This is a genomic window from Pseudomonas sp. B16120, assembly GCF_044218845.1.
In the GTDB taxonomy this organism is placed as follows: domain Bacteria; phylum Pseudomonadota; class Gammaproteobacteria; order Pseudomonadales; family Pseudomonadaceae; genus Aquipseudomonas; species Aquipseudomonas paracarnis.
Window position 1 is genome coordinate 5,792,148 of sequence record NZ_CP162588.1, and the last position, 14,873, is coordinate 5,807,020.

The 14,873-nt window shown below is 59.3% G+C and carries 12 protein-coding genes; 6 read left to right on the top strand and 6 right to left on the bottom strand.

Annotated elements, in window-relative coordinates; translation table 11 throughout:
• Nucleotides 1-26 precede the first annotated feature (26 nt).
• The 5 genes from AB4P90_RS27140 to AB4P90_RS27160 form a co-directional block, all read right to left on the bottom strand.
• Nucleotides 27-3,044 (bottom strand): sarcosine oxidase subunit alpha, encoded by a 3,018-nt coding sequence (locus AB4P90_RS27140; RefSeq protein ID WP_395605504.1) that lies wholly within the window; start codon nucleotides 3,042-3,044, stop codon nucleotides 27-29.
• Nucleotides 3,041-3,343, bottom strand: a complete 303-nt coding sequence (locus AB4P90_RS27145; RefSeq protein ID WP_003194855.1) for a sarcosine oxidase subunit delta — start codon at nucleotides 3,341-3,343, stop codon at nucleotides 3,041-3,043. Before AB4P90_RS27145 ends, AB4P90_RS27140 begins: the two co-directional genes overlap by 4 nt.
• Nucleotides 3,344-3,358: 15 nt before the next feature.
• A complete protein-coding gene (locus tag AB4P90_RS27150; RefSeq protein WP_003176546.1) occupies nucleotides 3,359-4,609 on the bottom strand; it encodes a sarcosine oxidase subunit beta in 1,251 nt (416 codons plus the stop codon).
• Nucleotides 4,610-4,631: 22 nt separating this feature from the next.
• Nucleotides 4,632-5,885 carry a serine hydroxymethyltransferase gene (gene glyA / locus AB4P90_RS27155; protein WP_003194857.1) on the bottom strand — a complete coding sequence of 418 codons (1,254 nt, stop codon included), beginning with the start codon at nucleotides 5,883-5,885 and terminating at the stop codon, nucleotides 4,632-4,634.
• 236 nt (nucleotides 5,886-6,121) lie between these two features.
• The gene (locus tag AB4P90_RS27160) at nucleotides 6,122-6,850 is read right to left on the bottom strand and encodes a TraX family protein (protein ID WP_014720234.1); all 729 of its coding nucleotides are present in this window, start codon (nucleotides 6,848-6,850) and stop codon (nucleotides 6,122-6,124) included.
• A 90-nt stretch (nucleotides 6,851-6,940) separates the two neighbouring features.
• On the opposite strand from AB4P90_RS27160, the gene AB4P90_RS27165 reads away from it, so the two are divergent.
• From AB4P90_RS27165 to AB4P90_RS27175, 3 genes are all read left to right on the top strand, one after another.
• Nucleotides 6,941-7,981 carry a low specificity L-threonine aldolase gene (locus AB4P90_RS27165; RefSeq protein ID WP_014720235.1) on the top strand — a complete coding sequence of 347 codons (1,041 nt, stop codon included), beginning with the start codon at nucleotides 6,941-6,943 and terminating at the stop codon, nucleotides 7,979-7,981.
• A 193-nt stretch (nucleotides 7,982-8,174) separates the two neighbouring features.
• Nucleotides 8,175-8,375, top strand: a complete 201-nt coding sequence (locus tag AB4P90_RS27170) for a hypothetical protein (protein WP_014720236.1) — start codon at nucleotides 8,175-8,177, stop codon at nucleotides 8,373-8,375.
• 131 nt (nucleotides 8,376-8,506) lie between these two features.
• A complete protein-coding gene (locus AB4P90_RS27175) occupies nucleotides 8,507-9,040 on the top strand; it encodes a hypothetical protein (RefSeq protein ID WP_020302143.1) in 534 nt (177 codons plus the stop codon).
• A gap of 758 nt (nucleotides 9,041-9,798) precedes the next feature.
• Here AB4P90_RS27175 and gbcB read toward each other — a convergent pair.
• Nucleotides 9,799-10,899: a glycine-betaine demethylase subunit GbcB gene (gene gbcB / locus AB4P90_RS27180; protein ID WP_014720237.1), complete on the bottom strand. Its 1,101-nt coding sequence runs from the start codon at nucleotides 10,897-10,899 to the stop codon at nucleotides 9,799-9,801.
• A 282-nt stretch (nucleotides 10,900-11,181) separates the two neighbouring features.
• Here gbcB and gbcA point away from each other — a divergent pair, with 282 nt between their 5' ends.
• The 3 genes from gbcA (at nucleotide 11,182) to AB4P90_RS27195 (ending at nucleotide 14,813) form a co-directional block, all read left to right on the top strand.
• Nucleotides 11,182-12,477: a glycine-betaine demethylase subunit GbcA gene (gbcA, locus tag AB4P90_RS27185; RefSeq protein WP_103452202.1), complete on the top strand. Its 1,296-nt coding sequence runs from the start codon at nucleotides 11,182-11,184 to the stop codon at nucleotides 12,475-12,477.
• Between the two features lie 854 nt (nucleotides 12,478-13,331).
• A complete protein-coding gene (locus tag AB4P90_RS27190) occupies nucleotides 13,332-13,544 on the top strand; it encodes a prepilin-type N-terminal cleavage/methylation domain-containing protein (protein WP_019817447.1) in 213 nt (70 codons plus the stop codon).
• A gap of 48 nt (nucleotides 13,545-13,592) precedes the next feature.
• Nucleotides 13,593-14,813 (top strand): lytic polysaccharide monooxygenase, encoded by a 1,221-nt coding sequence (locus tag AB4P90_RS27195; RefSeq protein ID WP_395605505.1) that lies wholly within the window; start codon nucleotides 13,593-13,595, stop codon nucleotides 14,811-14,813.
• Nucleotides 14,814-14,873: the final 60 nt, after the last annotated feature.

A 14,873-nucleotide genomic window follows, 5' to 3' on the forward strand; every position in this document is an offset into this window, starting at 1 on the left:
ACGCGGAGCGTGGGAACGATCAGGTGTCAGACGTTCTGCCGATCACCTTTGGGGTCAAAGAACACCGAAGACACAATCTCGGCTTCGATCACGCTGCCATCCGCTTGCGGCGAGAACACTCGCTCACCGATGCGCTTCAAGCCGCCCTTCACCACACCCATGGCAAACGAATAGCCCAGGGAGTTATGCGCATAACTTGAGGTAACGTGACCCACCATCTTCATCGGAATCGTCTGCTTCGGATCGAACACCAACTGCGCGCCTTCCGGCAGCCACACGTTCGGGTCGATCGGCTTGAGCCCCACCAACTGCTTGCGCTCTTCACGCACGCAGTCTTCACGGTTCATCCCGCGCCAGCCGATCCACGAGAACGGCTTGGTCCGGCCAACGCACCAGCCCATGTTCAGGTCGTCCGGGGTCATCGAGCCGTCGGTGTCTTGCCCGACGATGATGAAGCCCTTCTCGGCGCGCAGTACGTGCATGGTCTCGGTGCCGTACGGGGTCAGGTTGTACTGTTTGCCGGCCTCGACGATTTTTTCCAGCACGCCCATGGCGTAGTCGGCCTGCACGTTGACCTCATACGACAACTCACCGGTAAACGAGATACGGAACACCCGTGCCGGCACGCCACCCACAAGGCCTTCCTTCCAGGTCATGAACGGGAAGCCGTCCTTGTCCAGGTCGATGTCGGTGACTTCACTGAGCAGCTTGCGGCTGTTGGGGCCCGACAGGGTCATGGTTGCCCAATGGTCGGTGACCGAGGTGAAGTACACCTTGAGGTCCGGCCATTCGGTCTGCTGGTAGATTTCCAGCCACTGCAGCACGCGGGCGGCGCCGCCGGTGGTGGTGGTCATCAGGAAGTGGTTGTCGGCCAGACAGGCAGTGACGCCGTCGTCGAAGACCATGCCGTCTTCCTTGCACATCAGGCCGTAGCGCGCCTTGCCCACGTCGAGCTTGGTCCAGGCGTTGGTGTAGATACGGTTGAGGAACTCGCGGGCATCCGGGCCCTGAATGTCAATCTTGCCGAGGGTGGACGCGTCCAGCAGGCCGACGCTGTCACGCACCGCCAGGCATTCGCGCTTCACCGCGGCGTGCAGGTCTTCACCGTTGCGTGGGAAATACCATGGGCGTTTCCACTGGCCGACGTCCTCAAACTCGGCGCCGTTCTTCACGTGCCAGGCCTGCAGGGCGGTGTAGCGTACCGGCTCGAAGATATGCCCACAGTGACGGCCCGCTACGGCGCCGAACGTCACCGGCGTGTAGTTGGGACGGAACATGGTGGTGCCCATCTGCGGGATAGTCACGTTCAACGAACGGGCCGCGATGGCCAGGCCGTTGACGTTACCCAGCTTGCCCTGGTCGGTGCCGAAGCCCAGCGCGGTGTAGCGTTTGACGTGTTCCACCGACTCGAAACCTTCGCGGGTCGCGAGTTCGATGGCGGCCGCGGTGACGTCATTCTGAAGGTCGACAAATTGCTTCGGCGCCCGTGCAGTGGCTTTTTCGTGGGGCACCTGGAACAGCGCCAGGGTCGGTTCTTCCAGACGGCTCAAGGCTTTTGGCAGCGTGCCTTCAACCGGGGCAAAACCGGCTTCGCTGGCTGCACGCACGCCGCCTTCAAAGCCATCGGCGAGGGAATCGCCAAGGCCGTAGACACCGTTGATGCCGCCCACGCACACGCGTTTTTGCGGTGCTTCGCCGGGTACAAACCCGAGGATATCTTCACGCCAGGTCGGTTTGCCGCCCAGGTGCGAGGCCAGGTGCACCACCGGGCTGTAACCGCCGGAGCTGGCGACCAGGTCGCAGTCCAGCCACTCGCCGGGGCTGGTGACTTTGTGCGCCTTGACGTCGATGGCTGCCACACGGGCACCGGTCACGTGCTTACTGCCACGGGCCTCGATCACGGCGCTGCCGGTGAGGATGCGAATGCCTTTGGCGCGAGCTTCTTCAACCAGAGCCCCGCGTGGGTTGTGGCGCGCATCGGCCACCGCGACAACGGTGAGGCCCGCATCGAACCAATCCAGCGCAACGCGGTAGGCATGATCGTTGTTGGTCGACAGCAGCAGCTTTTTACCCGGTGCCACGCCGTAGCGACGCACGTAGGTAGACACCGCACCCGAGAGCATATTGCCCGGCACATCGTTGTTGCCGTACACCAGCGGACGCTCGCACGCACCGGTGGCCAGCACCACACGCTTGGCGCGTACGCGGTGAATACGCTGACGCACCACGCCAATCGGCGCACGGTCACCGAGATGGTCGGTGAGACGCTCGTGAATGGTCAGGAAGTTATGGTCGTGGTAACCGTTGACGGTGGCGCGGGGCAGCAGCACCACGTCCGGCAGGGCTTTCAATTCGGCAATGACGCCGGCAACCCATTCAGTGGCGGGCTTGCCGTCGAGGCTTTCGCGGGAATCGAGCAGCGAACCACCGAACTCTTCCTGCTCGTCGGCGATGATCACCCGAGCACCGCTGCGCGCAGCGGCCAGCGCAGCCGCAAGGCCCGCAGGGCCTGCGCCCACGACCAGCACGTCGCAATGACGGTTGAAGTTGTCGTAGGTGTCCGGGTCGTTCTCGGTGGGCGAGCGACCAAGGCCCGCCGCCTTGCGGATGTACTTCTCGTAGGTCATCCAGAACGATTGCGGGTACATGAACGTTTTGTAGTAGAAACCCGGCGGCATCAGCTTACCGCCGACCTTGCCGAGAATCCCCATCATGTCGTTGTTCACGCTCGGCCAGCCGTTGGTGCTGGTGGCGACCAAGCCCTGGTACAGCGCCTGTTGGGTGGCGCGCACGTTGGGGATCTGAGTGGCTTCGGTGGCGCCGATCTGCAGCACCGCGTTCGGCTCTTCGGCGCCGGCGGCAAAGATGCCCCGTGGGCGCGAATACTTGAAGCTGCGGCCAATGATGTCGACACCGTTGGCCAGCAGGGCGGCAGCCAGGGTGTCGCCTTCAAAGCCCTTGTAGCTCTGACCGTTGAACGCAAACGTCAGGACTTTATTACGGTCGATGCGGCCACCGTTGGACAGGCGATTGATCTGGCTCATACCTTCTCTCCAGAGGCCTTGGCGGTGAACTGAGGCTTCTCACCGATCTTGTAGGTTTCAAGAATTTCGTAGGTCACAGTGTCGCGGGTGGCGTTGAAATACTGGCGGCAACCGGCGGCATGGATCCACAGTTCGTGGTGCAGGCCGCGCGGGTTATCGCGAAAGAACATGTAGTCGCCCCACTGCTCGTCGGTGCAGGCATTCGGGTCCAGCGGGCGCGGGATGTGCGCTTGGCCGGACGCGTGGAATTCCTCTTCGGAGCGCAGTTCGCCACAGTGAGGACAGAAGATATGCAACATAGGGAATTTCTCCTGTTAGTGGGCGACGGCCGCAGCGCCGTGTTCGTCGATCAACGCACCGTTGTGGAAACGGTCGATGGAAAAAGGTGCGGCCAGTGGGTGCATTTCACCCTTGGCCAGGCTGGCGGCAAACACGTTGCCTGAGCCTGGGGTGGCCTTGAAGCCGCCCGTACCCCAACCGCAGTTGAAGAACATGTTCGGTACCGGGGTCTTGGAGATGATCGGGCAGGCATCCGGCGTGGTGTCGACGATGCCGCCCCACTGGCGGTTCATGCGCACCCGTGACAGCACCGGGAACATCTCGACGATGGCCTGGATGGTGTGCTCGATCACCGGGTACGAACCGCGCTGGCCGTAACCGTTGTAGCCGTCGATACCGGCGCCGATCACCAGGTCGCCCTTGTCGGATTGGCTGATGTAACCGTGCACGGCGTTAGACATGATCACGCTGTCGATAATCGGCTTGATCGGCTCCGACACCAGGGCTTGCAGCGGGTGGGATTCGATCGGCAGGCGGAAGCCCGCCAGCGAAGCCATGTGCCCGGAATTACCGGCAGTCACCACACCGACACGCTTGGCGCCGATAAAGCCCTTGTTGGTTTCCACGCCGATGCACACGCCGTTTTCCTTGCGGAACCCGATCACTTCGGTCTGCTGGATCAGGTCCACGCCCAAGGCATCGGCAGCACGGGCAAAGCCCCAGGCCACGGCATCGTGACGGGCCACGCCGCCGCGACGTTGCACGGTGGCGCCGAGCACCGGGTAGCGGGTGTTCTTCGAGCAATCCAGGTACGGAATCTCGTCGGCCACTTGCTGGGCATTCAGCAGCTCGCCGTCCACACCGTTGAGGCGGTTGGCACTCACGCGGCGCTCGGAATCACGGATGTCCTGCAGGGTGTGGCACAGGTTGTACACGCCACGCTGGGAGAACATCACGTTGTAGTTCAGGTCCTGGGACAAACCTTCCCAGAGTTTCATAGCGTGTTCGTACAGGTGCGCCGACTCGTCCCACAGGTAGTTGGAACGCACGATGGTGGTGTTGCGCGCGGTGTTACCGCCGCCCAGCCAGCCTTTCTCGACCACCGCCACGTTGGTGATGCCGTGTTCCTTGGCCAGGTAGTAGGCGGTCGCCAGACCATGCCCGCCGCCGCCGACGATCACTACGTCGTAGACCTTTTTAGGGGTCGGCGTGCGCCACATCTTCTGCCAGTTTTCGTGATGGCTGAGGGAGTGCTTGAAGAGGCCGAAGCCTGAGTAGCGTTGCATAGTCATTACTCCAAAACCGCGCTCAGCGATAAACCGGGAAATCAGCGCACAGGGCAGACACGTGCTTGGCCACGTTGGCCTCGACATCGGCGTCGCCGAGGTTGTCGAGGATGTCGCAGATCCAGCCGGCCAGCTCTACGCATTGCGGCACTTTGAAGCCACGGGTGGTCACCGCCGGGGTGCCGATGCGCAGGCCCGAGGTCACGAACGGCGACTGCGGGTCATTGGGCACCGCGTTTTTGTTGACGGTGATGTGGGCGCGACCCAGAGCGGCATCCGCCTCTTTGCCGGTGAGGCCTTGGCGGATCAGGCTGACCAGGAACAGGTGGTTGTCGGTGCCGCCGGAGACCACATCGTAGCCACGCTTGATGAACACTTCGGCCATGGCCTGAGCGTTATCGATCACTTGCTGCTGGTAAGCCTTGAAGCCGGGCTCCAGCGCTTCCTTGAAGCACACGGCCTTGCCAGCGATCACGTGCATCAGCGGGCCGCCCTGGGCGCCGGGGAATACCGCAGCGTTGAGTTTCTTTTCGATTTCTTCGTTGGCCTTGGCCAGGATCAGGCCGCCCCGTGGACCGCGCAGGGTTTTGTGGGTGGTGGTGGTGACCACGTCGGCGTAAGGCAGCGGGTTCGGGTACAGGCCAGCGGCAACCAGGCCGGCAACGTGGGCCATGTCGACGAACAGCAGCGCGCCTACCTTGTCGGCGATCTGACGAAAGCGTGGGAAATCCAGGGTCTTGGAGTAGGCCGAGAAACCCGCCACCACCATCTTCGGCTTGTGCTCGACCGCCAGGCGCTCGACTTCGTCGTAGTCGATCAGGCCGGTGTCGGTGTTGATGCCGTACTGCACCGCGTTATACAGCTTGCCCGAGGATGACACTTTGGCGCCGTGGGTCAGGTGACCGCCGTGGGCCAGGCTCATGCCCAGGATGGTGTCGCCGGCATTGATCAGCGCCAGGTACACGGCGCTGTTGGCGGAGGAACCGGAGTGCGGTTGCACGTTGGCGTAATCGGCACCGAACAGCTGCTTGGCGCGCTCGATGGCCAGGGCTTCGACCTTGTCCACATGCTCGCAGCCGCCGTAGTAGCGCTTGCCCGGGTAGCCTTCGGCGTATTTGTTGGTAAGGCCACTGCCTTGAGCTTCCATCACGCGCTTGCTGGTGTAGTTCTCCGACGCGATCAGCTCGATATGATCTTCCTGGCGCTGCTCCTCGGCATTCATCGCCGCCAGCAGTGCGTCGTCATATCCCTGGATCTGGTCTTGTTTGCTGAACATCGCGTCTCTCCCAGCCTTTCGTATTGTTGAGGCCCTCGCAGGGCCCTTTGATGCGATGGTAGGGCTGGCGCGTGCGGGCCAAATGCCTGCGCACGCCACGCAAAGGTGCGTTTACGACATGGACTCAAGAATGTGCAAACGCTTGTGTGCGAGCTGGCTTGCCTGCGATGGTATCGCTGCGGTGCAACTGGCAGACCAAGGTGTGTGCATCGCAGGCAAGCCAGCTCCCACAGGGGTTAGGCGATGATCTGGCGGATGAGTAGCAGCAGCAAGAAATGCAGTGGATATAAGGCATAGGCCCAACGCCGCATCGCTGGTGGCGAGACATTTTTGGCATGTCGCAACAAGACCAAACCCACCCATGGCGCAATCAGGCATGTTGCCAACCCCAACAGCGCCACCGGTGTGCCGCTATTCAGCAAAATCTGCCATTGGTTGGCGGCAACACAAACCAAGCCTGGAAGCACACTGAAATACCAAGGGCGACTGAACACCAGCAACATCGCCACAGGCAGCAACACACCGAAAAAACCGAACATCAAATGTGTCGCAAACGCCCCCGCGATACTGAGCGCTAACAGCGCTAATCCTCGATCAAAAAGCGCCTTTTGCTGCCAACCTCGGGCAACCAGCAAACCTAACACCAAAGTCGGCAGCACATTCAACGTATCGGCGTCCTCGATAAATAGCCGATATGGCACTTCGCTGATCACGCTGAACAACAGCAACCAACCCAAGTAGCGCCAATGGCCGGTCACTGGGACGTAACGGACACGATGCACATTGGCCGCAATCGCCAGGCAAAACCATGGAAACGCCAGACGCCCCGGCACGTATAGCCCATCCAGGCTCAGCCCCACATAGCGCAGATGATCGAGCACCATACTCAACAGCGCCAGCCACTTGAGCAGATCCAAAGCGCCATCTCGGACAGGTCCGACAGGCAAGGTGTGAGTACCGTGCATAATTCCCCAACGACTTTGCATTTACAGTGCGTGCGTGCCCCCGGCAATCTTGGGTAAAGTGCGCACCAACATCGACCACAGGAACGGGCCATGACCGACAAGAGCCAACAATTTGCCAGCGACAACTATTCCGGCATCTGCCCGGAAGCCTGGGCCGCCATGGAACAAGCCAACCAGGGCCATCAACGCGCCTACGGCGATGATGAATGGACCCACCGCGCCGCCGACGGTTTCCGCAATCTGTTCGAGACCGACTGCGAGGTGTTCTTCGCCTTCAACGGTACGGCTGCCAACTCCCTGGCGCTGTCCTCGTTGTGCCAGAGCTACCATAGCGTGATTTGCTCGGAAACCGCCCACGTCGAAACCGACGAATGCGGCGCGCCGGAGTTTTTCTCCAACGGCTCCAAACTGCTGGTTGCCCGTACCGAGAACGGCAAGCTGACCCCGGAGTCGATCCGCGAAATCGCCCTCAAGCGCCAGGATATCCATTATCCCAAGCCGCGCGTCGTGACCCTGACCCAGGCCACCGAAGTCGGCAGCGTGTACACCCCGGAAGAAATCCGCGCCATCAGCGCCACCTGCAAGGAACTGGGACTGAACCTGCACATGGACGGCGCACGCTTCGCCAATGCCTGTGCATTCCTGGGCTGCTCACCGGCCGACCTGACCTGGAAAGCCGGCGTCGACGTGCTGTGCTTTGGTGGTACCAAAAACGGCATGGCGGTAGGTGAAGCCATCCTGTTCTTCAATCACAAACTGGCTGAAGACTTTGACTACCGCTGCAAACAGGCCGGTCAGCTGGCGTCGAAAATGCGCTTCCTTTCTGCGCCATGGGTGGGCCTGCTGGAAAATGACGCGTGGCTCAAGCATGCACGCCACGCCAACCATTGCGCGCAATTGCTGAGCAGCCTGGTGTCGGATATTCCCGGCGTGGAATTGATGTTCCCGGTACAGGCCAACGGCGTGTTCCTGCAACTCTCGGAACCCGCGATTGCAGCGCTGACCGCCAAGGGCTGGCGCTTCTACACCTTCATCGGCAAAGGCGGTGCGCGCTTCATGTGTGCGTGGGATACCGAGGAAGAGCGTGTGAGGGAATTGGCTGCCGATATTCGGGAAGTAATGAACGCTTAACGTACGAATTCGGCCAGTTGGTACTGGCCGATTGCCGAGACTGTTTTTTGATATTTCCGACCGCTACGTAGCTCGCTTTCATTGTCTAGCCTCTTGTTACCCGCAAGGAAAACGCAGCGATAACTGCCGCCTTTCGGGTTTCATCGCCAGCCGAATAATCGGCCGCAAAGGCCCATCAATGGAGAGTTTTATCATGGAATATCAAAGTAATGGCAACACACTGCAAAGCGGCGGCGGCACTAGCACCACGGTCATAGACTGGGACGAGTTCAGGAAACACGCCAAGATCGGGGACACCATTCAGGAGCCCTCAAGGACGTTGACCATCTACGACAAAGCCTACGAATTGACAAACTCAGGCCAGCACTTCGTTGTTCATATCTATGCCCAATAACTGTTAACGCCTAAGCGCCGCGTCGCAGATTCATGGCCTGCGACGCGACGCTGAATCATGATCGTTCCCGCGCTCCGCGTGGGAATGCCTCCTCGGACGCTCCGCGTCCACCCGAAATCAAGGATGAACACGTGGGCAGAAGCCGCTATGTCATCACCGAACCCGAAAAACCCCACTTCCTCACCTGCACTGTCATGGAATGGCTCCCCCTCTTCACCTGCAACTACCTGGTGGACCATCTTCTGGATTGCTGGCGATATCAACAAAGCAACCACGCTTTAAACTTGTTTGGTTACGTCATCCTGGAAAATCACTTGCACTTTATTGCTCAAGCGCCAGATCTGGGAAAGTGCGTCAGCCAATTCAAATCCTTCACCGCCCGAACCATCATTGACGACCTGCAAAGCAAAGGCGCGGAGCGGGTATTGCAGCGCCTGCGTTTCTGCAAGCGTGCACACAAGACAGATCGTGTTTATCAACTGTGGCAGGAAGGTTCACATGCGGAGTTGGTTTACAGCGAGGCAGTCATGCGCCAGAAGCTTGATTACATCCATCACAACCCCATAAAGCGGGGCTATGTGGACCTGGCTGAACACTGGCGTTACTCCAGCGCGCGCAACTATGCAGGTATGCCAGGCCTGATCGACATCCAACCTTGGCTCTGAAGATCCGCGTGCCCCTTCATTTGCGACGGGACGCGGAGCGTCCTGGGAGGCGTTACCACGCAGAGCGTGGGAACGAGCATGTGCCTGCTGCCGGGAAGATCGTTCCCGCGCTCCGCGTGGGAATGCAGCCCGTGACGCTCCGCGTCACCCCTCAACTGCGGCGGGACGCGGAGCGTCCCAGGTGGCGTTACCACGCAGAGCGTGGGAACGAGCATGTGCCTGCTGCCGGGAAGATCGTTCCCGCGCTCCGCGTGGGAATGCAGCCCGTGACGCTCCGCGTCACACCCTCAATGCGGCCGGACGCGCAGCGTCCTGGGCGGCGTTACCACGCAGAGCGTTGGGAACGAGTATGTGCCTGCTGCCGGGAAGATCGTTCCCGCGCTCCGCGTGGGAATGCAGCCCGTGACGCTCCGCGTCACCCCTCAACTGCGGCGGGACGCGGAGCGTCCCAGGTGGCGTTACCACGCAGAGCGTGGGAACGAGCATGTGCCTGCTGCCGGGAAGATCGTTCCCGCGCTCCGCGTGGGAATGCAGCCCTTGACGCTCCGCGTCACACCCTCAACGCGCCCGGACGCGGAGCGTCCGGGCGGCGTTACCACGCAGAGCGTGGGAACGAGCATGTGCCTGCTGCCGGGAAGATCGTTCCCGCGCTCCGCGTGGGAATGCAGTCCCGTGACGCTCCGCGTCACACCCTCAACGCGGCCGGACGCGGAGCGTCCTGGGCGGCGTTACCACGCAGAGCGTTGGGAACGAGCAGATCAGAATTCGATGCGTACATCACCCTTCGGCACACTGCAGCACGACAGGATGTAGCCTTCAGCCTCGTCTTCTTCGGTAATCCCGCCGTTGTGCTCCATCTCCACTTCGCCGCCCAGTTTCATCACCTTGCACGTACCGCAGATGCCCATGCCGCAGGCCTTGGGGATCAGCAGGCCGAGCTTGGCCGCTGCGGCATGCACCGTTTCCCCCGGTGCCACACGAATGCTTTTGCCGGACGCGATAAATTCCACTTGATGCAGGTCTGCCAGGTCGATCTCCGGCGCATCCGCCGCTTGCTCGGCCTGCTCCACCGCATCGGCACGGGCTTCGGGCGGCGTCGCGCCAAACGATTCCTCGTGATAACGGGTCATGTCGAAACCGGCAACTTCCAGCAAACGCTTCACCGCGTTCATGTACGGCGTAGGGCCGCAGCAGAACACTTCGCGCTCCAGGAAGTCCGGCACCATCAGCTCCAGCATCTTGTGGTTCAGATAGCCGCGATACCCGGCCCAGGGTTCGCCCAGGCCGTGTTTTTCGCAAATCAGGTGCAGGCTGAAGTTGTCGATCCGCGACGCCATGTGCTCCAGCTCGCGGTGATAGATGATGTCCTTGGGCGAGCGGGCGCTGTGGATAAACGTCATGTCGACGTTCGCGTTGGTGTCGTAAAACCAGCGCGCCATGGACATCACCGGCGTGATCCCAACGCCACCGCTGAGGTACAGCACTTTCGGGCTTGGGAAGTCGATGGCATTGAACAGCCCGACCGGGCCGTGCACCGCCAACTCCTGGCCTTCGTGCAAAGTGTCGTGCAGCCAATTGGAAACCCGGCCGCCCGGTACGCGCTTGATGGTCACCGAGAAGCTGTAAGGCACCGACGGTGAGCTGGAAATGGTGTACGAACGCATGATCGGCTGGCCTTCGATTTCCAGCTCCAGGGTGACGAATTGCCCCGGCTTGAAAAAGAACAGGATCGGCTGATCGGCCATAAAACAGAAGGTGCGCACATCCCAGGTTTCCTGGATGACTTTGACGCAGCGGACGATGTGCCGACCATTGGCCCAGGTCTGGGTGGTTACCGGATTCAGGAAATTATTGGACATGTTGTTCTCCACCGCCGACGTCGGCCTTATGGTGGCGATTCTGCGTAACGCGAGAACCACCCATTTACCTATCTGCGACATTCACATACTTACGGCGACCAGCCCCCAAAGACAGGGGCTTGCGCGTCGGGATCAGATTGGGCCATGTCGCCCATGGATAAGGTTCGACGTTACGCCGGGCCCACACTCGCTCCCAACAAAGACGCGTTCTTTACGCCTTGCACAGCACCAACCGTAGCCACTATTCGCCGGCCACACAGAATGGCCATGAGGACACACACGATGGACGTCACCGCAACCTTAAGCTTGGGCGATCCGCTGGAACCCGCACGCAAGGCCACCGCGCAAATGCTGCAAGAGCGCGAGCGCACTTTTTCGCTGCCGCAGCCGTTCTACTCTGATGAGCGGCTGTTCGATATCGACATGCAGGAGATCTTCCAGAAAGAGTGGTTGATCGCCGGCATGACCTGCGAAATTCCTACCAAGGGCAACTACCTGACCCTGCAAGTGGGCAAGAACCCAATCATCGTGATCCGGGGTGCCGACGGTGTGGTGCATGCGTTTCACAACGTGTGCCGCCACCGTGGTTCGCGCTTGTGCACCAGCGAAAAGGGCAAGGTCGCCAAGCTGGTTTGCCACTACCACCAGTGGACCTACGAGCTGGACGGCCGCCTGCTGTTCGCCGGCACCGAGATGGGCGCCGATTTCGACATGAAGCAGTACGGTTTGAAGCCGGTGAACGTGAAGACCGCTGGCGGCTATATTTTTATCAGCCTGGCCGAAAACCCGCCGGCCATCGATGACTTCCTGTCGACGCTCAGCCATTACATGGAGCCCTACGACATGGAGAACACCAAGGTGGCGATCCAGACCACCTTGTTCGAAAAAGCCAACTGGAAGCTGGTGCTGGAAAACAACCGCGAGTGCTACCACTGCAACGCCTCGCACCCGGAACTGCTGAAAACCCTGCTGGAATGGGACGACGTTACCGACCCACGTGCCGACCAGGCGTTCAAGGACCACGTGAGCGCCTGCGCCGCCGCCTGGGATGCCGAGAAGATCCCTTACGCCCACGCCAGCTTCGGCCTGCGTAACCGGATTGTGCGCATGCCGCTACTCAAGGGCACCGTGTCGATGACCCTGGATGGCAAACAAGGTTGTGCCAAGCTCATGGGCCGCATCAAGAACCCGGACCTGGGCTCGATGCGCATCCTGCACCTGCCACACTCCTGGAACCACTGCATGGGCGACCACATCATTGTGTTCACCGTGTGGCCCATCAGCGCCCAGGAAACCATGGTTACCACCAAGTGGATCGTGCACAAGGACGCCGTGGAAGGCGTGGACTACGACGTGGAACGCATGCGCCAGGTGTGGGATGCCACCAACGACCAGGACCGCCGCCTGGCCGAAGAAAACCAGCGCGGGATCAACTCCACCGCTTACCAACCCGGCCCGTACTCCAAGACCTATGAGTTTGGCGTGGTGAATTTTGTGGATTGGTACAGCGAGCGCATGCTGAGCAACCTGGGTGCGGCGCCGGCGCCTTATCTTAAAGGCGTAGCTGCTCACGAATAACGCTTGTTTGGGAGCGGGCTTACCCGCGATGGCATGGTGTCTGTCAAAGTCTGTATTGGCTGATAGACCGCTATCGCAGGCAAGCCAGCTCCCACATTTGGACAGATAAGCTGTTCAAAATTCGATCAGCTCCGACACAGCCCTTTACCACCCTGCCCTCCAGCCTTTACCCAACAACTTATCCACAAAGCCACCCACAGCAATTGTGGGCAATTGCGTCGTGGACGAAAATTAAATCAAGAAAATCCGTGACTTATTCAAACTTCCGGGTTTCAGCTCAAGCTGATCATTTATTGATCAAACCTCCAAGAGCCTTGTTTGGCGTGGCTTGCAGCGGTAAGCGAACACCTTATCCACAGATGCGCCAACAGACTTTGGGGGCAACTTTGTCTGGGCTGTGGAAAACCACCTAAAGTCGCTATTTCCGCGGGTCATGAGACGTTTTAAGGGTTAAATACAGTGTTTTGGTGATTTTTTAACCAACCCTCTGTAGGCCTCGTATTACCTGGCCTACCACGGATAGCGAACATCTTATCCACAGATCCGCCAACAGACTTTGGGGGCAAGTTATAAAATCCGCTTAGCTTTATCCACAGCAAAACCCTAGAGAAAACCGCCACTTAGCCTGATCATTTTTCAGCCAATAGCGCACAGGCCTTTAAATACGTGCCCTGCGGACAAACACAAACACCTTATCCACAGGCACGTGCACAGCGATTGTGGGTAATTGCCCGCTTGTCCGTTCCTTGTGCGGAAACGCTCAAATTTAAACTTCATCTACACTCTTTCTTGCAGTTATATCCATTGGCCCAGGTGAGTACAGAAGTCCTTGGCGCAAAAGAGGAGATAGACCGGTGACGTGGCAGGGCAATCCCAGCCATCACCGCGCCAAAGGTTTTACGCTGATTGAATTACTACTGACGCTGGCCTCACTGGCCACGCTTTCGACAGTGGCTTATCCGCTGACGGCGCTGATGGGTCAACACATTCGGGAACTCGACTTGCAGCGTTCGCTGCGAGAAATTCGCTATGCCATCGATGCTTACAAAACGCTAACAACACACTGAGCGTTCCAGCAGTTCGGAACTTGTTTGTCTGAATTGAAGGACTAGAGCATGAATAATTTACAGCAACATACGAACGTTCTCATCAAGTGGCTGCTGGCAGCGGTGCTTCTGGCCCCCCTGTTGGTCATGGCACACGGTGCCGTCGATGAGCCAGTATCACGCCAGGTTCATTGCAAAGCGCTTCCAGATTTCTGGTCGGGAAACCCCAGCGATCAAGGATGCGCGGCGTTAGCCAAAACAAGCGGGCAGTATCCGGGCCAGCAATGGAATGAAGTTGCCCATTTAATTGCTGCCCCGGGGTATAACGACCCGGAAATCGTTAAAAAAGCAGTTCCAGATGGGCAGCTATGTTCAGCAGGTGACAAGAAGAAAGACGGCCTTAACTTGGTGTCAAATGATTGGTACCGGACGGACGTCACGCCTCACGACGGTAAAATGAACGTTCGCATCATCGGTACGGCCCCTCACGTCCCCAGTTTTGCAAAGGTATTCCTGACAAAACCTGGCTTTGATCCGACCACAGCACCGCTGACCTGGAATGATTTGGTCCTTATCCATACCGAGCAACTGACAGTCGCTCAAACCGACTGGGGCACCAGGCCGCCTGCCATTTCGTCTTCGGGGTACTTCAGATTTCCAGTGCCTATCCCTGCAGAACAATTCGGCAACGCGACCCTCTTCGTGCAATGGCAACGAATTGACCCGGCCGGGGAAGGATTCTACAACTGCAGTGATATCAATATTATCGGGGCAGGCGTTCCCGAGCGGTGGTTTGATCTGGGGCAATTCATCGATGCCGTCATGAAAGACCTCACCCCAGGAAACGCCGTTCACTTCCGTATTCTGGACAACACGCCACAAGCGAAAGAGGTCGTAGACATTACCCTGCCCATTGACGCAAACAATCTGGACGCGAAGATATGGGGCCCGCAACTGGCCAATCAAATCCCTTCAAGCATCGCCAAAGTAGGGGAAAAAGACGGCAATGACATTGTGTTCAACACGGCTGATCCGCAGGTCAATTCGGTATTCGTACAGGTCAAGGGTTACTCCAAGGCCATGGCGATAGTCGAAGCGGGCGGTGGGGAATACCCCGCGTACGTGCCGAACAAGAGCCCCCCTTACAAGCCAGGTGACGTTGTATCTAACAAGGGCGCCAATTATGTGTGCAAACCCTACCCAAATAGCGGCTGGTGCTCGCAATCACCCAGCTATTACGAACCTGGTGTAGGCAGCCAATGGAACGATGCGTGGGATAAGAAAGACTGAGAAGTAAAATGTCTGTTGCGAGACAAACGCTGTGGTGTATACAGCGTTTGCCTCGCTATC